The 22,204-nt window shown below is 72.0% G+C and carries 16 protein-coding genes and 1 CRISPR repeat array; of the genes, 4 read left to right on the top strand and 12 right to left on the bottom strand.

The genetic code is table 11. The features are described from left to right. Positions 1–118: 118 nt before the first annotated feature. The 5 genes from IF23_RS0126425 to IF23_RS35175 all read right to left on the bottom strand — a co-directional run bounded on the left by IF23_RS0126425 (position 119) and on the right by IF23_RS35175 (position 4,565). Positions 119–1,600 carry a GntP family permease gene (locus tag IF23_RS0126425; protein ID WP_030287922.1) on the bottom strand — a complete coding sequence of 494 codons (1,482 nt, stop codon included), beginning with the start codon at positions 1,598–1,600 and terminating at the stop codon, positions 119–121. 295 nt (positions 1,601–1,895) lie between these two features. Continuing rightward, a complete protein-coding gene (locus IF23_RS0126420; RefSeq protein WP_030287920.1) occupies positions 1,896–2,306 on the bottom strand; it encodes a RidA family protein in 411 nt (136 codons plus the stop codon). Between the two features lie 5 nt (positions 2,307–2,311). Then, positions 2,312–3,091: an IclR family transcriptional regulator gene (locus IF23_RS0126415; RefSeq protein WP_030287918.1), complete on the bottom strand. Its 780-nt coding sequence runs from the start codon at positions 3,089–3,091 to the stop codon at positions 2,312–2,314. Next, entirely contained in the window at positions 3,088–4,185 is a 1,098-nt protein-coding gene (locus IF23_RS0126410) for a sugar kinase (protein WP_051739913.1), read from the bottom strand. The genes IF23_RS0126415 and IF23_RS0126410 overlap by 4 nt, the downstream gene beginning before the upstream one ends. 122 nt (positions 4,186–4,307) lie before the next feature. Beyond that, entirely contained in the window at positions 4,308–4,565 is a 258-nt protein-coding gene (locus IF23_RS35175) for a hypothetical protein (protein ID WP_030287914.1), read from the bottom strand. Between the two features lie 199 nt (positions 4,566–4,764). On the opposite strand from IF23_RS35175, the gene IF23_RS0126400 reads away from it, so the two are divergent. Beyond that, on the top strand, positions 4,765–6,093 hold the full coding sequence (locus IF23_RS0126400) for an alanine racemase (RefSeq protein ID WP_030287912.1): 1,329 nt from the start codon (positions 4,765–4,767) through the stop codon (positions 6,091–6,093). Positions 6,094–6,318: 225 nt separating this feature from the next. Beyond that, positions 6,319–7,941: an N-acyl-D-amino-acid deacylase family protein gene (locus IF23_RS0126395; protein WP_030287909.1), complete on the top strand. Its 1,623-nt coding sequence runs from the start codon at positions 6,319–6,321 to the stop codon at positions 7,939–7,941. Between the two features lie 54 nt (positions 7,942–7,995). Here IF23_RS0126395 and IF23_RS32255 read toward each other — a convergent pair whose 3' ends face one another. Next, a complete protein-coding gene (locus tag IF23_RS32255; RefSeq protein ID WP_245655118.1) occupies positions 7,996–10,458 on the bottom strand; it encodes a P-loop NTPase fold protein in 2,463 nt (820 codons plus the stop codon). Between the two features lie 252 nt (positions 10,459–10,710). On the opposite strand from IF23_RS32255, the gene IF23_RS0126385 reads away from it, so the two are divergent. Beyond that, positions 10,711–11,922: a pyridoxal phosphate-dependent aminotransferase gene (locus IF23_RS0126385; RefSeq protein ID WP_030287905.1), complete on the top strand. Its 1,212-nt coding sequence runs from the start codon at positions 10,711–10,713 to the stop codon at positions 11,920–11,922. 52 nt (positions 11,923–11,974) lie between these two features. Then, positions 11,975–12,308: a CRISPR direct-repeat array (repeat unit 28 nt; unit sequence GTGAGCCCCGCAGGTGCGGGGATGGACC). Positions 12,309–12,519: 211 nt separating this feature from the next. On the opposite strand, the gene IF23_RS0126380 is transcribed toward IF23_RS0126385, so the two are convergent. The 6 genes from IF23_RS0126380 to IF23_RS0126355 all read right to left on the bottom strand — a co-directional run bounded on the left by IF23_RS0126380 (position 12,520) and on the right by IF23_RS0126355 (position 17,903). Further along, on the bottom strand, positions 12,520–13,242 hold the full coding sequence (locus tag IF23_RS0126380) for a type I-E CRISPR-associated protein Cas6/Cse3/CasE (protein ID WP_030287903.1): 723 nt from the start codon (positions 13,240–13,242) through the stop codon (positions 12,520–12,522). After that, positions 13,239–14,108 carry a type I-E CRISPR-associated protein Cas5/CasD gene (cas5e, locus tag IF23_RS0126375; protein ID WP_030287900.1) on the bottom strand — a complete coding sequence of 290 codons (870 nt, stop codon included), beginning with the start codon at positions 14,106–14,108 and terminating at the stop codon, positions 13,239–13,241. Before cas5e ends, IF23_RS0126380 begins: the two co-directional genes overlap by 4 nt. Next, positions 14,105–15,421, bottom strand: coding sequence for a type I-E CRISPR-associated protein Cas7/Cse4/CasC (locus tag IF23_RS0126370; protein ID WP_030287898.1), 1,317 nt, complete (start codon positions 15,419–15,421; stop codon positions 14,105–14,107). The genes cas5e and IF23_RS0126370 overlap by 4 nt, the downstream gene beginning before the upstream one ends. 29 nt (positions 15,422–15,450) lie before the next feature. Next, the gene (gene casB / locus IF23_RS0126365) at positions 15,451–16,002 is read right to left on the bottom strand and encodes a type I-E CRISPR-associated protein Cse2/CasB (protein ID WP_030287896.1); all 552 of its coding nucleotides are present in this window, start codon (positions 16,000–16,002) and stop codon (positions 15,451–15,453) included. 13 nt (positions 16,003–16,015) lie between these two features. Further along, entirely contained in the window at positions 16,016–17,533 is a 1,518-nt protein-coding gene (locus IF23_RS0126360) for a type I-E CRISPR-associated protein Cse1/CasA (RefSeq protein ID WP_030287894.1), read from the bottom strand. A gap of 229 nt (positions 17,534–17,762) precedes the next feature. Beyond that, positions 17,763–17,903: a hypothetical protein gene (locus tag IF23_RS0126355; protein WP_245655117.1), complete on the bottom strand. Its 141-nt coding sequence runs from the start codon at positions 17,901–17,903 to the stop codon at positions 17,763–17,765. 217 nt (positions 17,904–18,120) lie between these two features. Here IF23_RS0126355 and IF23_RS33760 point away from each other — a divergent pair, with 217 nt between their 5' ends. Continuing rightward, positions 18,121–21,969 carry a P-loop domain-containing protein gene (locus tag IF23_RS33760; RefSeq protein ID WP_030287890.1) on the top strand — a complete coding sequence of 1,283 codons (3,849 nt, stop codon included), beginning with the start codon at positions 18,121–18,123 and terminating at the stop codon, positions 21,967–21,969. The last annotated feature ends 235 nt before the right edge of the window (positions 21,970–22,204 follow it).

The following is a 22,204-nucleotide window of genomic DNA, read 5'->3' as shown; positions in this document are numbered from 1 at the left end:
CACGGCCCCAGGGCAATGAATCGGCCCGGATCAGGCGGAAGTTGACGCACCGTGCCACCTTGCGCCGCCCGGACCGCCGGGGTCGTCCCGTTCCGTCCCCCGGCGGTCCGCCCCTCCGCTACACGACCAGACTGACCAGCGCCGCCACCGCGAAGCCCGCGACCGAGAGGACGGATTCCAGGACCGTCCAGGACTTCAGGGTGTCGCGCTCGGAGATGCCGAAGTACTTGGCGACCATCCAGAAGCCGCCGTCGTTGACGTGCGAGGCGAAGATCGAACCGGCCGAGATCGCCATGATGATCAGCGCCAGATGCGCCTGCGACATGCCCTGGCCCTGGACGAGCGGCAGGACGATCCCGGCGGTGGTGACGATGGCGACGGTCGCCGAGCCCTGGGCGACGCGCAGCACCAGCGAGAGCAGCCAGGCCAGCACGATGACCGGCAGCCCGACGCCGTGGAAGGTGTCGGAGAGGGCGTTCGCGACGCCGCTGCCCTGGAGGACCGCGCCGAAGACGCCGCCCGCGCCGACCACCAGCAGGATGTTGCCGATCGGCTTGAGCGAGGCGGTGGAGACCCGCTCCAGCGACTTGCGCGACCAGCCGCGGCGGATGCCGAGCAGGTAGTACGCGGCGAAGAGCGCGAGGCTCAGCGCGACGAACGGGTTGCCGAAGAACTCGACGACCGACCGGAACGTACTGGGGTCCAGCGCGATGGACGAGAACGTCGACAGCAGGATCAGCACCAGCGGTATCGCGATGATGGTGAGGACGGCGCCCAGCGACACCGGCTTCTCCTGCGGGGTGACCCCGGCGGCGCGCTGTTCGGCGAGGACCGCCGCCTTCGCCTCGTCCGCCGCCTCGGCCATGTCCTGCGGCAGTTCGACGAAGATCCGCTTACCGATCCAGGCGGCCCACGCCCAGGTGGCGAGGACCGCGGGGATACCGCAGACCAGGCCCATCAGGATGATCCAGCCGAGGTCCACGTGGAAGAGGCTCGCGGCGGCGACCGGTCCGGGGTGCGGCGGCAGGAAGGCGTGGGTCATCGACAGCGAGCCGAGCAGCGGCAGACAGTAGAGGAGCATCGACTTGCCGCCGCGTTTGGCCGCCGCGTAGACGATCGGGGCGAGGACGAAGATGCCGATGTCGAAGAAGACCGGGATGCCGAAGAGGAGGCCGGTCAGGCCCATGGCGAGCGGGGCGCGCTGCTCGCCGAAGAGGTTCAGCAGGCGGGTGCTGAGCACTTCACCGCCGCCGGAGACCTCCAGGATCGAGCCGAGCATGGTGCCCAGACCGATGATGATCGCGATATGGCCGAGGGTGCCGCCCATACCGCTCTCGATCATGGACTTCACATCGGACTTCTGGACCGTGCCGAAGAGTTCGGTGACGGAGAGTCCGGCGCCCAGTCCGACCGCGATGGAGACGGTGAGCAGCGCGACGAACGGCTGTAGCCGGAACTTGATGATCAGCACAAGCAGCAGGGCGATGCCGAGGACGGCGACGGTCAGCAGGCCCGGGGTGCCCGGTATCAGGGCGAGCAGCCCGCCCGTGTGCGGCGGCGGGGGCGGTGGCGCGGGGGCCGTGGCGGCGGCGAGGAACATCGTGTGACTCCGTTGTCGGCGGGGCCCGGAGGTCCGGGTGGCTCCCCTGGAATGCGTCTCGGGGCAGGGCGGACCGCGGCACGGCGCCCCGGAGGTGCGGGGCGCCGCGCCGTGCGGCGGACGGTGCGGGTGAAGGTGCTTTAAGGGCAAGGCGGTTGCTCGGTGGGGGGTGTGGGTGGCCGGGACCCTGCGGTGGGTGCCCGGCCCGGGCCCGTACGGCGACCCCTGCGGTGGGTGCCGTACGGACGGCCGGTGCGGCGGTGGACGGTGGCCGGGTGCGGCCCGGTCCGTCGGGTCAGCTCAGGACGGCGAGCGCGTCGATCTCGATGAGCAGGCCCTTGGGCAGACCGACGTAGACGGTCGTGCGGGCGGCGGGCGCCTCCTTGAGGCCCTGCTCCTCGAAGTAGGCGTTGTAGATCTCGTTCATCTCGGCGAAGTGGTCCACGTCGGTGAGGTAGACGCGCATCATCATGACGTCGTCCCAGGTCGCGCCGCCCTCTTCGAGGATCGCCTGGACGTTGGCGAAGGTCTGGAGGGTCTGCTCGCGCAGGGTGGGACCGGCCGGGGTGGGGGCCTTGCCCTCCTCGGCGGGGAGGAAGCCGACCTGGCCGGCGACCTGGAGGATGTTGCCCTTCCTGACGCCGTGGGAGAACTTCGCGGGCGGGGTGGTGTGGGTGGCCGGGGTGAGCGCGGTCTTCTCGGTCATGGTGTTCAGGCTTCCTGTGCGGGACCGGCGGAGGGCCGGGGGATTGCTGTTCCGGAGTACTCCCGGCTGATGGCGTCGGCGGTGCGGCGCACCAGCGGGAGGAGGGTGAGGAGTTCGTCGGCGGTGACGACGACGTTCGGTGCGGAGACCGACATCGCGGCGACCACCCGGCCGTCGGCGCCGCGGATCGGGGCGCCGACGCAGTTGATGGACTCCTCGTGGCCGCCGAGGTCGGTGGCCCAGCCCTGTTCGCGGACCTTGGCCAGTTCGGCCAGGAAGGCCGCGGCGTTCGGTGTCGAACGGGACGTGTAGAGGGGGTAGTCGAGCTTCTCCGCGATGCCGCGGCGCTCGGGGTCGGACAGGTCGGCGAGGAGCAGTTTGGCGACCGCGGCGACGGTGATCGCGACGGGCTTGCCGATCCGCGAGTACATCCGCACCGGGTAGCGGCTCTCGACCTTGTCGATGTAGAGGACCTCGTTCTCCTCGTAGACGGCGAGGTGGACGGTGTGTCCGCAACTCTCGTTGAGGGCGACGAGGTGGGGGTGGGCGATGTCGCGCACGTCGAGGTTCTCGACCGCCTGCTGGGCGAGGGCGAAGAGCCGGGCGCCGAGGCGGTAGCGCTGGTCGGGCTGGCGGTAGACGATGCCGTGCTCGTGCAGGGTCCGCAGCAGCCGCAGCGCGGTCGACTTGTGCACGCCGAGGCGGACCGCGACCTGTTCGAGGTTGGCCGGGCCCTCGGCGAGCAGCGGAAGGATGCTCAGTGCGCGGTCTACTGTCTGGCTCATGTCTGGGGGACCTCCACCCGTGTGTCGTGCAGCCCCGTCGTCCAGCCGGGGCCGAGACGCAGTCTCCCCCAGTCACCGGCGGGAAGGGCGGCGAGGCGGTCGGCGAGCGGGCGTGGCGGCGGTCCAGCGAGGTCACCGGGGACGGTCAGCGCGGCGGCGGCCATGAGGTGCCCGTGCCGGATCCGGTCGAACACCGGCAGCCCGCGCAGGGTCCCGGAGAGGAATCCGGCGGCGAAGGCGTCCCCCGCGCCGACGGAGGCGACGACGTCGACGGTGAGGGCGGGGGCGTAGGTGCGGGTGTCGGCGGCGGGCGTGTCGGCACCGGCTCCGGCGGGCGTGTCGGCACCGGCGGGCGCGCCGGGGGCCGTGCCGGGGTGCGCGCCGTCCGTGGCCTCCCGGTGGAGGACCGTGACGCCCTCGGAGCCCTGCTTGACGACGAGGACGGCCGGTTCGGGCAGCGCCGCGCGGATCGCCTCGGGCCCGTGCAGATCCCAGGCGGCCGCCGCCTCGTCCTCCCCGACGAAGACCACATCGGCGCCGCGGGCCAGGTCGAGCAGGGTCTCGGGGCCCTGCGGGCGGCCCTGCCACAGCCCGACGCGGTAGTTGACGTCGAAGGAGACCAGCGGGCGGTCCGGGGTGCGGCGGGTGAGGGTGCGCAGCACGGCGAGGCAGCTGTCGGAGAGCGCCGCGGTGATGCCGGTGAGGTGCAGCACCCGGGTGCCGTCGAGGGCGGCGGGGCCCGGCGAGTCGGGGGTCATGGCGGAGGCGGCGGATCCGGCGCGGTAGTAGACGACCTCGGCGGCGTCGGGCTCCTCGCCGTCCGCGCCGGTGGCCCGCTCCCCCGCGGTACGGAAGTAGATACCGGTCGGGCGGTGCGGGTCGCGGGCGACGTGGCCGGTGTCGACGCCGTGGGCGGCGATGGCGGCGACGAGGTGGTCGCCGAAGCCGTCGGCGCCGACCCGGGAGACCCAGCGGACGCGGTGTCCGGCGGCGGCCAGTACGCAGGCGACGTTGGACTCGGCGCCGCCGATGGCGCGCGCGAAGGAGGGTACGTCGGCGAGGCGCCCGGGGCGGGACGGCAGGAAGGTGACCATGGACTCGCCGAGGCAGACGACGTCGGTGGAGCCCGCCGGGAGCCCGGCGCCGTGGGTGGCGCCGCCGTCCTGGCCTGCGGTGCCGCTGGCGTTCGAGGGCCTGGTCACGAGGGTGGTGCTCCTTAGCTGTGCCGTGTGGGGAAGCCGTCGCCGGATCCGGGGACCCGGCCGTACCGCGGCGCCGGAGCCGTCCGTCCGGCACGCGTCGCGGCGGTGGACGTACCGGGCGGCGGCTCGGGGGCGAGGGCCGGGCGGCGGTCGCGGCGGGTGCGGGCGGCGGGTGCCGGGCGTCCGGTGGCGGTGCGGCCGACGACCGCGGTGACCACCGGATTTCCGGCCCGGGACACGGCGTGCGCGGCGGCCGTGACGACCGCCGACACCCGTCATTGACCCGGCGTCGGCTCGGATGTTAGACAGCATTAAGCGATATACGCAATGGGTGTTGCAGAATATGCAACGGATACGGAGAGGCCCGACCCGATCCGGCCCCGCCCCGATCCCCCGGCGCATACTTCGCCCAGCACCGACCGGCACGCCGCGGCGCAGCCCGCGCCCGGCGCCCAGCTCTGAGGAGGCCCCATGGCCGACGACCGGCTCACCCACGACCGGCCCGCCACGGACCCGCACGCCCCCGCGACGGCGGCCGCCCGGGCCCTCGCGGACGAACGCGTCGACCACCGCTTCAAGGCGCTCCCGCCGGACGCCGAGGGCCGCACCGTCGGGGAACTGGCCGCCGAACGCCGCAACCTCTTCGACGGCGGCTTCACCACCCCCGTCCTCGCGCTCTCCGCCGAGTCCGTGGCGCACAACCTCGCGCTGATGGAGACGTACGCGACGCGGCACGGCCTCGCCTTCGCCCCGCACGGCAAGACCTCCATGGCCCCGCAGCTCTTCGTCCGCCAGCTGGAGCACGGCGCCTGGGGCATCACCGCCGCCGTCCCCCACCAGGCCCGCGTCTACCGCGCCCACGGCATCGCCCGGATCTTCCTCGCCAACGAACTGGTCGACCCCGCCGCCCTGCGCTGGCTCGCCGCCGAGCTGGACGCCGACCCGGAGTTCCACTTCGTCTGCTACGTCGACTCCGTCCGCGGCGTCGAGCTGATGGACGCCGCGCTCCGCGACGCCGGGGCCCGCCGCCCCGTCGACGTCGTCGTCGAGCTGGGCGCGGGCGAGGGCGCCCGCACCGGCGTCCGCACCGAGGCGGAGTGCCGCGCGGTGGCCGACGCCGTCGCCGCGACCGCCACCCTGCGCCTGGCCGGTGTCGCCGGATACGAGGGCGAGGTCCCCGACGCGGACCACACCAAGGTCACCGCCTGGCTGCGCCGTCTGGTGGCGCTCGCCGCCGCGTTCGACGCCGAGGGCCGGTTCGCCGGGGTGGACGAGATCGTCGTCAGCGCGGGCGGCAGCGCCTGGTTCGACGCGGTCGCCGAGGTCTTCGCCGAGATCCCCGCGCTCTCCGCCCCGGTCCTCAAGCTGCTGCGCTCGGGCGCGTACGTCTCGCACGACGACGGCCACTACCGCCACCTCACACCGTTCAACCGGGTCCCCGAGGAGGGCACCCTCCAGCCCGCGTTCCGCCTCTGGGCGCAGATCGTCTCCCGCCCCACCCCGCACCAGGCGTTCGCCAACGCCGGGAAGCGGGACGCCGCCTACGACCTCGACCTGCCGCGGGCCCAGGTGGTCCGCTCCGCCCGGGACGGCGCCGAGCGGCCCGCCGCCGGAGTCACCGTCACCGGTCTCTCCGACCAGCACGCCTGGCTGGCCACCGAGTCCGCCGACGCCCTGGAGGTCGGCGACTGGGTCGGCATGGGCCTCTCCCACCCCTGCACCTCCTTCGACAAGTGGCAGCTGATCCCGCTGGTCGAATCCGACGGCACGGTCGTGGACTTCATCCGGACGTTCTTCTAGACCGGACGTTCCTCCGGACCTCCTTCCGGACGCTCTTCCGGAAGCGGTACGGGCGGGGGCGTTTCGCTCAGGAAGCCTTCCTGAACAAACCGCCCCCGCCCGGGCCACGCCCCCCACGTCTCACCCCGCCCCTCCGCCCCTCCCCACCCGACCGGCGAACCGCCCCGGACACCGGCCGACCGCAGGCTCGACCGCAAGGCCGACGTACCGAAAGGCAGCAGCTCCATGGACACCGTGCTCCGCGACGTACGCGTCATCGACGGGTCGGGGGGCCCGTCCTACCGCGCCGACGTCGCCCTGGTCGGCGGCCGGATCGCCACCGTGCACCGCGAGGGCGACGCCGGTCCCCGCCCGTCCGCCCGCCACACGCTCCCCGGCGACGGTCTCGCCCTCGCCCCCGGCTTCATCGACATGCACGCCCACAGCGACCTCGCCCTCCTCCGCGACCCCGCGCACGAGGCGAAGGCGGCGCAGGGCGTCACCCTCGAAGTCCTCGGCCAGGACGGCCTGTCGTACGCGCCCGTCGACGACCGCACCCTCGCGGAGGTCCGCGCCCAGATCGCCGGATGGAACGGCGACGGCAGCGACATCGACTTCACCTGGCGCTCGGTCGGCGGCTATCTCGACCGGCTCGACCACGGCTTCGACGGCGCCGGGATCGCCGTCAACGCCGCCTACCTCATCCCGCAGGGCACCGTCCGGATGCTCGCCCTGGGCTGGGAGGACCGCCCCGCCACCGCCGACGAGCTGACCCGGATGAAGCAACTCGTCGCCGAGGGCCTGGAACAGGGCGCCGTCGGCCTCTCCTCCGGCCTCACCTACACCCCCGGCATGTACGCCTCCGACGCCGAACTGACCGAACTCTGCCGCGTCGTGGCGGAATACGGCGGCTACTACTGCCCGCACCACCGCTCCTACGGCGCCGGTGCGCTCCAGGCGTACGAGGAGATGGTCGCCCTCACCCGCGAGGCGGGCTGCGCCCTCCATCTCGCCCACGCCACCATGAACTTCGGCGTCAACAAGGACCGCGCCCCCGAGCTGCTGGCCCTGCTGGACGCGGCGCTGGACGGCGGCGCCGACATCTCCCTCGACTCGTATCCGTACACCCCCGGCTGTACGACGCTGGTCGCGATGCTGCCGAGTTGGGCGAGCGAGGGCGGGCCCGAGGCGATTCTCGCCCGGCTGCGGGACGAGGGGAGCGCCGCCCGGATCCGGCACACCATGGAGGTCGAGGGCGCCGACGGCTGCCACGGCGTGCCCATCGAGTGGGACACCATCGAGATCTCCGGGACGACGGACCCGGCGTTCGCCCCGTACGTCGGGCGGACCGTCGCACAGAGCGCCGCCGCGCGCGGCGAGGAGCCGTGGACCGTAGCCCGCCGTCTGCTGATCGACGACCACCTCGGCCCGACGATCCTCCAGCACGTCGGCCACGAGGAGAACGTCCGCCGGATCATGCGCCACCGCGTCCACACCGGCGGCTCCGACGGCATCCTCCAGGGCGCCAAGCCGCATCCGCGCGCCTACGGCACCTTCCCCCACTACCTGGGCCACTACGTCCGTGAACTGGGCGTCCTCTCCCTGGAGGAGTGCGTCGCCCACCTCACCTCCCGGCCCGCCGCCCGCCTGCGCCTGCCCGACCGGGGCCTGATCCGCGAGGGCTACCGCGCCGACCTCGTCCTCTTCGACCCGGAAACGGTCGCCGCCGGCTCCACCTTCGCCGCCCCGCGCACCCTGCCCACCGGCATCCCCCACGTCCTCATCAACGGCGAGCCCGTCATCGAGAACGGCCACCGCACGGAGGTCCTGGCGGGAAGGGCGATCAGGCGCGCAGCGCCCCGGCCCTGACCGCGCCGCCGCACGCCTCGACGCGCCGGGCCCCCGCCTCACCCCCCGTGCCCCTCACCCCCGGCTCGCCGCCACAGCCTCCTCGATCCAGTCGAGCAGTACCCAGAGCCGGTCGGTCACGCCGAGCGCTCCGATCTCGGTGGCCCGGCGCTCGATCTCGGGGGTGATCCGGCCGGACAGGAAACCGACCGGTCCGGCGTACCGCTCCTCGTCCCGCAGGCGGCGGACGAAGGCGAAACCGGCGTCCGGATCGCCGCCCCGGGAGCAGTCGGAGAGGAACAGGTCCACCCGGTGGGCGGCGACCCGGGCCAGTGCCTCCGCCTCGGTGGCCGCGACCCACACGTCCACCCCCGGCCCCCGCACCCGCGCGACCAGCGACGACAGCGTCTCGGGGGTCTCGTCCAGCCACAGGACGGCCAGCTCCGGAGCGGAGGCGCTGCCCGACCGCTGCGCCGGAAGGGGCTCCGGCCGCCGCGCCCGCGCCCCGGTGTCGGGCGCCCCGGCCCGCTCCTCCGCGACCTCCCGCACCATCTCCCGCAACTCCTCCAGCTGATTGGTGATCCGTGCGCCCAACGACGCGGCGCGGTCCTCCCGTTCGGGGCTCTGCCGGATCGTGTAGAAGATCACCGGGCCGTCGTACCGCTGCCGCCCCCGGAGGCTCTCGACCATCGCGAACCCGGAGTTGTGGTCCCGGCCACGGCTGATGTCCGAGATCAGCAGGTCGGGGCGGCGCGTCCGCAGCGCGTCGACCGCCTCCCGGCTCGACCCCACATGCCGCACCCGCGCCCCCATGTTCAGCAGCATCTCCGCCACCTCACCCTTGCGCTCGGGCTGATCGTCCACCCAGAGCACATCGAGCCGCACCGGCAGGGCGTTCCCGTACTGGGCACGCAGGTTGCTGAGCCTGGACTCGTCCGGCCGTCGCCCCGACCATCCGAAGCCCCCGGGCTCGGTCCCGGAACCGCTCACCGCGTTGGGGTCCCCCAGCGCCATCATCCCGCTGACGGAACCGATCCGGCGGGAATCGGCGTCCCGCTCCGGCGGCTCCGGCGGCGCGTCCCGCCCCGGGTCGGCACCCGGCAGGCTCCCGCCCGGCGGAGACGTCAGCGCCCAGGCGAGCGGCGACCCGTCCGCGTCGAGCCCGTCCCGCATCCCGCCCAGGGCCTGCCGCAGCGGCTCCCACGCGGCCGACATCCGGGAGGGGCCGTCCCCGGAGAGCACCGGCCCCTCGCGCAGCCGCAGCAGCAGCCGCGCCGCGTCGTCCAGGTCGACCAGTTCGTCGATCAACGAGGTGAATCCGGAGTTCAGCACCAACTCCGGGAATTCTCGCGGGAGTTGGCGCTCCAGCGCGGCCAGGGTCTCCGGCCCGGTCGCGTCCGGCCCCTCCGGCAGCACCAGGTCGTAACGCCCGACGAACTCCGCCGCCTGCGCCGCCTCCCCCTCGGCGACCGACCCGCGCGGCGTCAGCAGCGTCCGCCGCACCGCCCGGTACGTACGGAACTCCGCGACCACATCGCCGTCCACCGTCCCCGACGGGCCGGTCATCATCCGGTAGAAGTCCGGATAGAAGTACTGGAGCAGCAGTGTGCGCAGCACCGCGTCCGGGCCGAAATCGCGCCAGACCGGGTTCAGCGTCGCCTCCAGTACGAAGCCGTTGACCAGGCGTTTGATCCGGCGCGGATTGCGGGCGCTGCGCTGCGCCAGCAGTTTGACCAGCGCGTCGTCCACCAGCGGCGCGACGCCCGCGGTCCGGGCACACCAGCGGATGTACTCCTCGACGCCGCGCCCGTCCGGCGCCGGGATGCGGTAGCTCGTCTGGAAGATCTTCTCCATGAACGCCGACCCGGCGGGCGACAGATCGCGCAGCAGCCCGTTGGGGCCCATCGCGGAGCGGTCGCAGCCGACGACGAAGGCGAGCCCGGGCACGTCCAGATAGACCTTGACCGCCTCGCAGACCGCGAGCACGGTCTCCTCCGAGCAGCGGTCCAGGTCGTCGATGAAGACGACCAGCATCCGCCGCAGCTCACCGGCGTTCCGCGCCCATTCGCCGACCAGTTCCCCGATGGCGGTCCGCATCTCGTTCCTGGCCTGCGAGTTGACGGACAGGCTCTTCCACAGTTCGTCCACCAGACCGGCGACGCCCAGCGGGCCCGCGGCGACCGTCGACGCGGCGCGGACCACCCGCAGCAGCGCCCGCTGCTCGGTGGCGCGCCGCAGCCCGCGCCGCAACACCCGCCGGTCGAACCGGAGCAGGACCGACTTGATCAGCCCCTCCAGCGCGTCCGCGCCGGTCGAGGTCCAGGCGTTGTACCAGACGGTGTGCACCTCGGACTGCGCGGTCAGCTCCGCGTCGACCAGCCGCATCAGGCTGCTCTTGCCCATCCCCCACCCGGCGTCCACCGCCAGCGTGAACGGGGTCGCCGGTCGCGAGGCGACCAGCAGCCCCGACAGCCGCCGCGCCGCCGCCTGCGCCCCGAGCAGATCCCCGCCCGCCTCGGTCACGGGCTCATCGCTCAACAACGAGAACGGCGTACTCCCCGCACCGCCGCCGTCGCCGCCACCGCTCCGTACCGCCGTCACCAGACCCCCGCGTCCCCGTCCCGGTCCGGCGGACCGCGCCCCTGGCCGGGCGCCGTCCGCCGACGATCGCCCGGAGCGTACCGCCGCGCCACCGCGCCCCGCAGCCGCTCCGCCCGCCTCCGCCCCCACCGGCCCAACGTGGGCAAGAACACCGCGCAGCTGGTCCTGGGCGGCCGTAAAGTGGCGGACATGCAGGTCATCCAGTCAACGAAGCTCGCCAACGTCTGCTACGAAATCCGCGGCCCGGTGCTGGAGGAGGCGATGCGGCTGGAAGCGGCAGGCCACCGCATCCTCAAGCTCAACACCGGCAACCCGGCGGCGTTCGGCTTCGAGTGCCCGCCGGAGATCCTGGAGGACATCCTCCGCTCCGTCGGCACCGCCCACGGCTACGGCGACGCCAAGGGCCTGCTCTCCGCCCGCCGCGCGGTCATGCAGCACTACCAGACCAAGGGCGTCGAGGTCTCCGTCGACGACATCTACCTCGGCAACGGCGTCTCCGAGCTGATCCAGATGTCCATGCAGGCGCTCCTCGACGACGGCGACGAGGTCCTCGTCCCCGCACCGGACTACCCGCTGTGGACGGCGTCGGTCTCCCTCTCCGGCGGCACCGCGGTCCACTACCGCTGCGACGAGCAGGCCGACTGGATGCCGGATCTCGCCGACATCGAGGCCAAGATCACCGACCGCACCAAGGCGATCGTCGTGATCAACCCGAACAACCCCACCGGCGCGGTCTACGACGACGCGCTCCTGGCGGGCATCGCGGAGATCGCCCGCCGCCACCACCTCATCGTCTGCGCCGACGAGATCTACGACAAGATCCTCTACGACGGCGTCACCCACACCCCGTTCGCCTCGCTCGCCCCCGACCTGCTGACGCTCACCTTCAACGGCCTGTCGAAGGCGTACCGCGTCGCCGGTTACCGCAGCGGCTGGATGGCGGTCTGCGGCCCGAAGGCGCACGCCACGTCGTACATCGAGGGCCTGACGATCCTCGCCAACATGCGCCTGTGCGCCAACATGCCGGCCCAGCACGCCGTCGCCACCGCCCTCGGCGGCCGCCAGTCCATCAACGACCTGGTCCTCCCCGGCGGCCGCCTCCTCGAACAACGCGACACCGCCTACGACCTGCTGACCCAGATCCCCGGCGTCACCTGCGTCAAACCCAAGGGCGCCCTCTACGCCTTCCCCCGCCTCGACCCCAAGCTCTACAAGATCACCGACGACCGCGAACTGGTCCTGGATCTGCTCCGCGCGGAGAAGATCATGATCGTCCACGGCACGGGGTTCAATCACCCGACGCCGGATCATTTCCGGTTGGTGACCTTGCCCAATAAGGATGATCTAACGGAGGCTGTTACTCGGATCGGGAACTTCTTGGAGGGGTACGGGAAGGGGTGAGAGTTGGCTCTCCGGGCAGGCGGGATGGGTAGAAAACCCCAGTTCGAGGAGGGTGAGCCCCGCAGGAGCGGGGATGGACCCGAGGTGGTGACGCCCATGTCCCGCAGCCCGTGGTGAGCCCCGCAGGAGCGGGGATGGACCCGCGGCGATGTCGCGGTTGTTGTGCAGGAGGTAGGTGAGCCCCGCAGGTGCGGGGATGGACCTACCATCGGCGATATTTTTACCAGCACGCTGTAGTGAGCCCCGCAGGTGCGGGGATGGACCTACCGCATCATTTCTCTGGGCGCAGGTGTCCAGGTGAGCCCCGCAGGTGCGGGGATGGACCCGCCAGGTAGACGATGCGGGCGTCCGGCATGCGGTGAGCCCCGCAGGAGCGGGGATGGCCCCATCCAGCCGGTGAAGGCGGTGGTGAGCTCCCAGCGTCCCCGCCGCCCGCGGGGATGCCCCGATTGCTCCCTCGGCGACCACTCAGGCGCCGTCTCGGCCCCGCGGAGGCGGGGATGCCCCCTGGGTCCCGTATTCGTTCAGCGTATCGGCGAGGCGCCCCGCACTCGCGGGGACAACGGCGGGAGGGGCGGCACCGCCTACCGCCCTCCCCTACCGCACCACCACCATCCCGCACCCATACGCCCGCCCATGCCCAACCCCGCTGGTCAGGACCCCCACGAACGTCTCCGGATCCGTCACCGTCAGCTTGCCGCGGATTTCGGCGCGGGTGAGGCGGAGGCCCTTGTGGGGGGCGGGGCTGGAGATGCGGGGGAGCATGCGGATGCCCAGAGTGTCCGGGTCGGCGTCGGCGCCGAGGCGAGTGAGACCGTCCGGGGCGACAGGTGGTTCGCCGAGTGGCTGGAGGCGGCGGATGAACCACTTCTTCACGTGGTCGGGCCGGGTGTGGGCGACCCGTACGCCCCGGGTCTTCGGCGGCGCGTCGGGTGGCGGCGGCTTGCTGTAGACGGGGTTCACCACGGTGCGGAAGCCGACCGTCTCCCCGATACCGAACGTCCGGTCCAGCGTCAGCGTCTCCGGCTTCGCGGCCAGCGCCTGCCGGGGGATGCGGCTCCAGTCGCCGGGGACCTGGGACTGCACGACGAGGGCGAGCCGCGCCTCGCGGAGGTTCAGCGTCCAGGTCGAGAGGATGCCCATCTGGGCGCGGGGGTCGCGGCTGCCGTCGTCGACCCAGCCGGGGAAGCCGCTCATGACCGTACGATGCATGTCCTGCGCGTCGATCAACGACTTGGCGGCGTACGGATGCTTGGCGTCGAGTGTCAGCAGGGTCTGGGTGGCGACGAAGCGGGCCGCCGCGGGGCGGGGCGCGTTCACGGGATGATGTTCCAATCGCGGGCGAGCGGGTGGATGTCGACGCGGGTACGGGTCTCCCAGCGTGGGGCGTGCCGCGCGCCGTCGGCATGGAAGTGCACCGGCTGATCCGCGACCGGCGCGGCGCCCGGCAGCGGTACCCGGCTCTCGATCCAGGCCCACGGCCGGTCGTCCTGTATCCGCGCGGACGCTTCAGTGGGCGACGGCAGCAGCGCCGACGACGCGAAGACCTCGGCGAGGGTGCCGGGCACGACGTCCAGCGTCACCTGCCCGGACGGCGGGCAGGACTTCCGGCCCAGCCACAGCAGCCGCGCGGGGTGCTCCAGCGCGTGGCCGATCCGCTCCAGCCACGTACGGTCCGGGCCCTCCAGCCCCACCAGGAACGCCGCGTCGGCGAGGTACCAGCGCTCGGTGACCATCGCGTTCCGCTGCACCTTGCCCGAGACGAGCGCCCCGGAGCGCGGGTCGGTGGCGATGAGTTTGGGTGCGCCGTACCAGTCCTCGACCTCGTGGTGTCCGAAGGAGCCGCCGGTCGCCGCGTCCGTCGTGGGCGCCGCAGCGGCCGCGCGCCGATGGTCGGTGACGAGGTCGCGGGGGCGCAGCGGATACCGCCCGGCGCCGACGGTGTGGTAGTCGCGGACCGGCTTGCCGGGGTGGTCGGCGCGTACGCCGAAGAGCAGCGGGGCGAGTCCGGAGAGCGGGTCCGGCTCGCCCTCCGCCGCCTCGCGCGGCAGGCCGAGCGCGGCGGCACACATCCCTATGACGCCCGACTTCGTGGGCCGGGAGTGGGTGTCACGCTGCCAGAACCGGCTGGCCACGCCCCACGACTGCAACGGCGCCGCGAGCCGCAGGAGCAGCACATGACTCACTGCGTCAGCGCCCCGATCGACGTCACGGACGTAACCCCCGACGTCTTCAGTACGGCATCGATCTGCGGGTCGTAGGTGAGGAAGCGAGCCGTTTCCAAGTCGTCGCGGCGGTCGCTGACGAAGGCGTGGTGGTCGAGAAGCCGCCGGACGGCTGCGGGTCCGGCCGGGCCCTCGCCGCGGGGGCTCTCGTCGACGGGGAGTTGGAAGGCGGCGGCGTAGTTGTAGGGCCGGTCGCCCTCGAAAGCGAGGACGAGCGCGGGAAGCGAGCCCGTGGACGCCGTGGAATTCTTCTTCGCCTCCGGGAACGCCTCCACGAACGCGTTGACGAACTCCTTCTCGGCGGCGACGGCCGCCTCCTCCGCCTCGTCCTCCGTCATCCCGGCGCCCCGGAGGTTGGTCCGCAACTGGACGCGGTCGAGGACGGCATGGCGGTAGAAGGTGCCCGAGATCAGCGACTGGTAGCCGGTCATTCCGGCCCCGGCGTCGTCGGCGGAGTCGAGAAAGTCCAGTGCATTGCGCTTACGTTCGAGCTTCGCGTCGTCGGCGGCGGCGTAGAAGTCGTCCATCTGCTCGGCCTCGTGGACAGTGAAGGCGTGACCGCTCTGGACCGCGCCATCCACGTTCGGAGAGTCGGCGATTTCGGCGAGGAAGCGGCCGTAGAGGGCGATGTCGATGGCATCACGCGGTGCGATGGCGAGGAGGACGGCATCACGGTGCTTCTTGGGCAGGGCGGGGAGAGAAGAGTCGGCGGCAGCGGCCGTGCCCTCCTCCGGTTCCGCCTTCTTAGCCCTCTTACGGGACGCCTTCTTCGCCAGCTCCCCTTGGGTGCGCAGATATCCGTCCCGCCACTCCCGGACCTCGTCGGCATGCGCGTGCACATGGGCGGCGATCCGGGTACCGGCGTCGGCGGGCGCGAAGAGCAGCACCTTCGTCAGATTGGCGACCGTCTTCTTGGCCGGGTCGCCAAACTTCAGCCCGGTGGCCTCGATGACCGCGCGGGCCGTGGCGATGGCCTCGTCCCGCTCCCAACCGTGCTCGCTCTCCAACGCCTTGGCGGTGATCAGTGCCCACTCACGGGTACGGAGCCCGGTGGTCCGCCCCTCCAGCGCACCGACCCCGGCGTTGGCCCGGTGCCGCGCATGCACCCGCTCGGCCCGCCGCCGCGCCTGGCTGCTGATCATGTGCCGTTCCACTCCGCCGTAGACGAAGCTCTTCGGCGCCCCGTTCTCATCCCGCACAGGCAGCACCGCGACCAGCGTCTCCAGCAGATGCAGGGAGAGAAATTGGCGGCTGCTTCGGGGGTCCTCGGTCACGTACTCGCGTCCTTCCGCGTCGTCCACGTCTACTTGTCCGTCCCGCTCCGGGCGCCGGGCCCGCTCCGCCGCCGGGCCTGCGGCTCGTGGAAGTCCACCGACCATCCGTAGGCGATCCGCGCCCGGCGGTCGTACCACCTGGTCAGATCATCGGTGAGCCGCGTCCAGGAGGGCGGCGCCTGCTCGCAGGAGCGCAGCCGGGTCACCGTGTGCTGGAGGTGCCGCCACGGGACGCGACGACTCGCCACCACCCGCGCCAACAGCCGCTGCGCCCCAGGATTCTCGGGCCCCCGCCCGCCCCCGTCCCCGATCCGCCGCGCCGCGGCCCCGAGACTCCCCGAACCGTACGAGGGGACGGAGCGCCCCTGGTGGTAGATCCCGAAGAGAAACGCAACCTTCTCGAAGGTCTCGCGGTGTTCTTCCGGGGCGAACCATCCGGCGCGGATGTGGGTGTCGGTGGGGCGGGTGCGGCGGAGATCGGCGAGTTGGCCGTATTCGCGGTTGTGCACGAGTGCCATGAGCCAGGCCGTCAGCTGTGCGCTGCCCTGCTGCTCGGACAGCTCCTCGGTCCACTCCGTCATGTGCGTCCCCCGGTCACGTGTACGTCTCCCCCCGGAGTTCTTCGGGCCCCTTGGGCGAGGCCAGATCGTCGTGGAAGCGCCGCTCTGCTCGGGCGCGGGCCTGCAGCCCTCTCGCATTGTGGGGCAGCGAGTCGAGTCGGTTCCGTAGGAACTCCTCGGCATGGGTACGGAGTTCCCCCGCGTAGCCGAGCAAGGAAAGCGGTACGGGGTCACCGTAGGCCGTCGCTTCGAGCAGCCTCAGGAAGGGGGCTTCCGCATCCGGCCAGAATTCCCGCCGCGCGTCGAACCGGGCCTGCTGTGCGGGCCGGTCGGCGGGCTTGGGATTCGGATATTGGACCTTCCACGCCGCGTACGCCGCACGCTCCAGCGACCAAGCCACATGCTCGGCGATGTCCGAGCCACGGCGCGACGCCACACACAACTCCTCCCCCAGACTCGGCGCGTACGGAAAGAAGCCTTCCGTCCAGGTGGACGCGACGGTCTTGTTGGCGAGGAGGCCAACGGCCCACAGCCTGCAGACCGTACGGTTCCCCTGCGTCGGGAACGTGAGGTCGCGCAACCGCCCGAAAAGGCCTTTCTCCTCGTCCCTGGCAGCGGCGTAGAGAGAGTGGGCGTTGCGCCACAGGGCGCGGGTGGGCGACGGCCACAGCGGTTTACGGTGGCCGTTGATCTTCTTCCCCAGGACGGCGTCTTCCAGGTCCCGCTCAGGGTCGAGGGTGAGGAGTTCACCGGCGCCGATCAGCACCCGGTCGACCATGACGGACTCACCATCCTTGCGCGGCGCCGCCTGCAGCAGTACCGACCGGCCGAGGTAACTGTGCAGGTCTGCCGGGCCGGAGGTAGCCCGCCCCGGAGGCCTCACATCGAAGGTACGCCGATCGACACCCTCGCCCGTCCATGAGTGGTTGAACCGCCCCGGCCCTCCGGCCGCCGGATAGAGGTTCATCCGCAGGGTGTCGCCGACCATCCGCCCCTGGACCACGACGCGGATACGCCCTTGGAGGCGCCCGGCGGAGAGGTTGGTCAGTCGTGGCCCGAGAGTCTTGCCGGAGATCCGCGCCCGGCCCGACAGCCCGTAGACATGCTGGGTGAGCATCGCCCGGAACGCCTCGGCTGCGGTCAGCGACGCCGGGTGCTCAAGGTGGTGGTGATCGAAGAACTGGACGTAGTCACCCACCCTTTCCAGCACCAGCTGCGCGGGGCCGGTGCCGTGTTCCGCCATCAAGTGGCCCAGAAGAATGTTCTGCCCCAACGGGCGTTCCGGGTGGAAGAGATCCCATGCGTCGTCAGGCTCCCCCGCCAGCCACTCCGCGGCTCTTCCGAGCCCCTGCCGCTCGGCGACCCAAACGTGCCACTCCTCGGTGGAACCGGGGAACACCCCCGAGGCGAAGCAGATCGCGAGCAGGTAGTCGACGAGGGCGACACCTTCGCCGGGGGTGGAACAGGAGAGGTGACTCAGGTCCTCTGCCCGGCGCAAGACATCGAGCAACGAAAGCTCGGCGCTCTCCCCCTCCGCTGTGACAACGGGCACGCACGGTTGATACCGCGGGTCCCAGGAGGGACGGCGCTCGGCGGATGGGCTCAGGACGGGCAAGACGTGGATACCGCTCTCATAATTGACCACCTTGGGTGACCGAAGTGACGCTAGCAGTACTGAAATCGGGCAGCCGCGCGTTTATGAAATTTCCCGGGCGGCGAGGGGTGCCGGCGAGTTCCCCGCCGCCCTGGTGCGACTCTCGACGGGAGGTTCCGCTTGAGGCTCACCCCCGCGGTCGGCGCCCCACCATGATCCGCAGCGTCTCGCGGGCGTCACGACGGCGGTCCCGGGCCCGCGCCAGGACGGAGGTGAGGGCGACGGCGGCGAGGACGACTGTGTACGTCGCCGTTCCGGCGGCAGCCAAGGCCGTAGCGTCGTGAAGGAGGGCAGGGAGCTGGAGCACGGCGGGGTCCTTCCGGTTGGCGCCCGACCTTCCGTATGCCGGGCAGTGCGAGCACTTTGGCCTCCCGAGGCCCCCGTCAACGATGTCGCGCTATGACGCATCGCCATAAAAATCGCAGGTCAGAGAGTGCACACGAGAGAAGGTGGACACCAGGTGAACAGAGCTGAGGGGAGCAGCAATGGTGACGAATGAGGCCGATAAAAGACAGAAGGCACGGCAGGAGTTCGGCGACAAGCTGAAGGAGTTGCAGGTCGCGGCCGGTAAGGCCGGCAGCGCCGCCGCCTGTGCACGGGCGACAGGGCTGAAGCCAGGAATGCTGGGGAGCTGGTTCCGGGGAGAGGTGGCCCCGGGCCGCGACCGCACGCACGCCGCACGGCGACTGGTGGAGTACCTCCGGGAGCAGGCCGGCCAGCCACCACTCTTCGACGACGGTTGGGCCCGGCTGCTCGAAGCGGCACAGCAGGAGGCGGACGAGCGGCGGGGACTCTCCGCACGCCGCTCGGGCGAACTCCGTGAGCGTGCTGACACGTGGGGAATCACGCAGCACCTGGCAGCCCCCTTCAGGGGCGGTGCCGAGCTGAAGGCCACCCGAGAGTTCATCCGTAGCAGGGCGCCCGACGCCCCCTCCTACCTCTGGTGGCAAGGGCCTCCCGGGGCCGGGAAGTCGGCCCTGCTGAGCCGAGTGGCGGCGCAGGCGTCACCTGACAACACCGACACCGCGGCCTTTTTCCTCTCCGCGGCCGAGGGCAGGGACAACGCCGGCGCCTTCGTGCGCACGATGGTCGGGCAGCTCACGAAAGTCCTGACAGGGAAGACACCAGACAGTTCGAGGCTCCCCTCGCCGGATGAGCTTCAGGACTTGTACCGGGAGGCGGCGGCGCGTTCCGCAAAGGAGGGACGCACGCTCCTGCTCGTGGTGGACGGGCTGGATGACGACGCCGCGTGGCGCGGCGGTGTCAGCAAGCGGCCTTCGCACAGCATCGCGTCGCTCCTGCCCGAGGTTCCGGCCTGCGGCCCCCTGAAATCAGGGGCCACGATCCGCGTCCTCGTCGCCGGACGCACCGTCGCGGAGCCGCCCACCGACGTGCCGGAGGGGCATCCGCTGCGCGCGCCGGAGACCATACGCCTGATCGGCACCCGGGAGACCGGGCCGGGCGCGGACCACGCCGTGCGGGAGGCGCTGGACCGGTGGGGAACATCTCGGGTGGAGCGGACCGTTCTCGGGCTGATCGCGGTGGCCGGGGCGGGGCTGCGGGCGAGCGATCTGGCTGAGCTGGCGGGCGTTGGGCAGACGGAGGCGGAGCGGCTGTTGCGGGCGGCCGGCGGCCGCTACCTCATCCCCGACGGGCCGGGCGTACCGCCGGACGGGCCCGCCGTCGAGGCGACGGTGCGCGCCGCCCGGGAGCGCACCGACGCCGCGACTCGGGACCGTTGTACCGAACAGCTCCACGACTGGGCCGCTTCCTGGCAGGGCAGAGGCTGGCCCCCGGACACACCGCCCTATCTGCTGTCCCGCCTCCCATCCCTGTTGCACGGCACCGATCTCCTCGTCCCGTACGTCCTCGATCCGCGCCGGCTGTCGCGGATGGTGGTGCGCGGGCAGGGCGATGAAGCACTGGCGCAGATCGCCCTCGTCGGGGGTGGGTACGGCTCCGATCTGGCGGTTTCCTTCCAGGTAGCGGTCGCGCGGGCATTGCTCGCCTCACGTCTGCGACGGGTGCCGCGGGAGTTCTGTGGGCTGTTCGCACAGGCGGGTGACGCACAGCGGGCCCGTGAGCTGGCATTGTCGGCGCCGCTGGAGGCGGACCGAGCGGTACGGCTCGCCGACGCCGCCAGGGCACTCGGTGGCGGCCCGGAGGCCGAAGATTTCGCCCGCGAGGCCGCTAGGTGGGCGGGACTGGCACTGAAAGACGCGCCCCGCGCAGCCGAGTCCGACAAGGCGCTGGAGGCCGTGGTCCGGGCAGGGCACGGGCTCCGCACGATCGGGCTGCGAGGAGGAGGCAACGTCGTACTCCAGGAGGCGGGCGAGAGCATGCTGCGGGCCACCGTCCACTGTGAGGCCCTGGCGTGGTCGACCCGAGTCCGCGCCGCGCAGGACCTGGAACCGAAGCAGGAGTCGAAGTCGAAACGGGGGCAGAAGAAGCCGACGCTGCTCAACCACATGCCTTCCTATGCAGCAGAGTTGGCTGCGCGTGGCCCTGCAGAGCAGGTCGAGGCGCTGGAGATCTGGGCGGAGGTGGCACGGAGCACCAGGGAACCGGCTGCCACCGCGGCGCGGGACGGAGTGGAGGCGTTCTGCGCCGGTCTGGAACCGGAATCCGATCTGACGCACATCGAGTTGCTCGCGCTCGGCGCCTGTGCGGTACTGCCGAAGCGACGGAGGACGGGCGCGGGGTTGGCGCTCCGGGCCCAGCGTGCACTGCTCGCCGCCTTCACCTCCCCCGAGGCGCTGCCGGACGCCGCCCGGGCCCAGCTCGCCCTGGAGATGGGCCCGGCTCTGACGTATACCGTCCGGGCGTTGTACAAGGCGGATCGGCCGTCCGACGCAAAGGAACTGCTGGCCGCCGTACCGTCTGCGTTGCACCGCGACCTGTTCGACGACGATGTCAAGGGCGAGGCGGATCGCGCGGCGAAGAAGGCCGCATCGGAGCGAGATGACGAGCTGACGCGGCGGGCCGCCAAGAACGAGAAGGCACGGCAGGCCAGGGAGAAAGCCGAGAAGACACAACAAGCCAGGAAGAAGGCCGCGCCGGGCGATAAAGCGGTGCGGAAGAGCCTCGCCGAAGAGGGCGGGACGGTCGAGGATGATGTCAGGAATCCGCCGCCACCCGAGTATCTGACGCCCGAGGAACACGAGTCCCTGTCCCAGCAGTTGAAGGTATCCGGTGATGTCGATCGGCAGCGTCTCGCCGAGGTGTACGCCCGTTGGAAGGGGCACGAGCCGGTGGCCGACGCGGGCGTGTGGGGTCTCGCCCTCGCCGGCGCGCTCGCCGCGACCGGACATCCCGAAGCGGCGGCGAAGCTCGCCGGGTACGCACGGGGCCCGGCCGACCTGGCGGGTGTGCGGGCCATCGTCGCGATGCACAGCGCGGTGGGCGGGCACGCGGTTGCTGCCGGGCAGTACGCGCAGTCGGCCACGGAACACGCCGATGCGACGTTGAGCGGCCTCCTCGCCCAGGCATTCGCGTACGCGGGAGAGAAGGTCGCCGCCAGGAGCTGGGCGGAGAAGGTGGGGCAGAGGCCTCGCGACCGGAATGCGCAGGAGTGGGCGGCCGTGGCCGTGACCGTGGGGCTCGCCCGGTGCGCGCCCGAGGACGCCGGAATTCTCATCGGGGAGCGGCTGCCTCCTAGTCGTCCGGGTGTGCCCCTCACCCCGGGCGTGCCCGGCATGCGTGACACGGCGCTGGCACGGATGGCCGCCCTGATCCCCGCGCTGCCCCATCCACACGCCCCGGACACTGCGGTGCACACAGAGCTCCGGAGGATCTGCGGCGACGGCACGAGGAGTGAGGACATCCGGCAGCAGAATCCACACACTGCGCTGCTCCTCTTTCTGCTGCACGAGAGCGGATGCTGTCCCGGCCTCGTATCGGAGGGGCAGATCCGGTCCTGGGAGCGGTACATGACCACGACCCGCCTCGCCAGTGGCCGCCCGATCGCCGAGTGGGCGGTCCTCCAGGCCGTTCGGGGCGACGTCCGGGCGGCGCAGGCCACGGTGGACCTGGCCGAGACGCCGGAGGAACGGGCGGCGGCGCTCGCGGCGGTGGCGACTTACCTGGCGGGCGTCCCAGTGATCGCCCCGCTCGCGGAGGGCTGGTCCCCGCAGCGGGTCCCTGTGCTCCGCTACCTCGCGCTCGCCGATGCGGTCGGCCCGGAGTCGTCGCGCGACGAGGCCGAGGCCCGGCGCCTCGCCCAGGAACTGCTGGCCGGGCCCCACTGGCGGTACGCACTCCCGCTGCTGCCGCGGCTGGCGCCGGAGAGCGCCGCATCCCTTGCGGAGTTGGCGCTGGCGCATATGTCTCCGTGACGACGGGCTCATGCAGGAAGCGACCGGGCCGCTGCGGGTACGGTCGAGGGCCCGCCATGTGGGGATGGCCCCGGGTGCGGCGCGCAGCCGTGATTCCAGCCGCCGTGAGCCCGGGTATGCGGGGATGAACCCGCGCCGCCGCCGATGGTGACACGCGTGTCCACGTGAACCCCGCGGGCCCGAGGGTGCCCCTCCATCGACGCCGTCCAGGCGGCACCGGCCCGTGGGCCAGGGC

Source organism: Streptomyces catenulae, from assembly GCF_000718015.1.
Lineage (GTDB): Bacteria > Actinomycetota > Actinomycetes > Streptomycetales > Streptomycetaceae > Streptomyces > Streptomyces catenulae.
This window is presented reverse-complemented; position numbering and strand designations above follow the sequence as displayed.

Bases quoted from the DNA above. Each gene is read 5' to 3' on its own strand.
- IF23_RS0126425 (WP_030287922.1), bottom strand. From the start codon at position 1,600: ATGTTCCTCGCCGCCGCCACGGCCCCCGCGCCACCGCCCCCGCCGCCG.
- IF23_RS0126420 (WP_030287920.1), bottom strand. From the start codon at position 2,306: ATGACCGAGAAGACCGCGCTCACCCCGGCCACCCACACCACCCCGCCC.
- IF23_RS0126415 (WP_030287918.1), bottom strand. From the start codon at position 3,091: ATGAGCCAGACAGTAGACCGCGCACTGAGCATCCTTCCGCTGCTCGCC.
- IF23_RS0126410 (WP_051739913.1), bottom strand. From the start codon at position 4,185: ATGGTCACCTTCCTGCCGTCCCGCCCCGGGCGCCTCGCCGACGTACCC.
- IF23_RS0126400 (WP_030287912.1), top strand. From the start codon at position 4,765: ATGGCCGACGACCGGCTCACCCACGACCGGCCCGCCACGGACCCGCAC.
- IF23_RS0126395 (WP_030287909.1), top strand. From the start codon at position 6,319: ATGGACACCGTGCTCCGCGACGTACGCGTCATCGACGGGTCGGGGGGC.
- IF23_RS0126385 (WP_030287905.1), top strand. From the start codon at position 10,711: ATGCAGGTCATCCAGTCAACGAAGCTCGCCAACGTCTGCTACGAAATC.
- casB (WP_030287896.1), bottom strand. From the start codon at position 16,002: ATGACGGAGTGGACCGAGGAGCTGTCCGAGCAGCAGGGCAGCGCACAG.
- IF23_RS33760 (WP_030287890.1), top strand. From the start codon at position 18,121: ATGGTGACGAATGAGGCCGATAAAAGACAGAAGGCACGGCAGGAGTTC.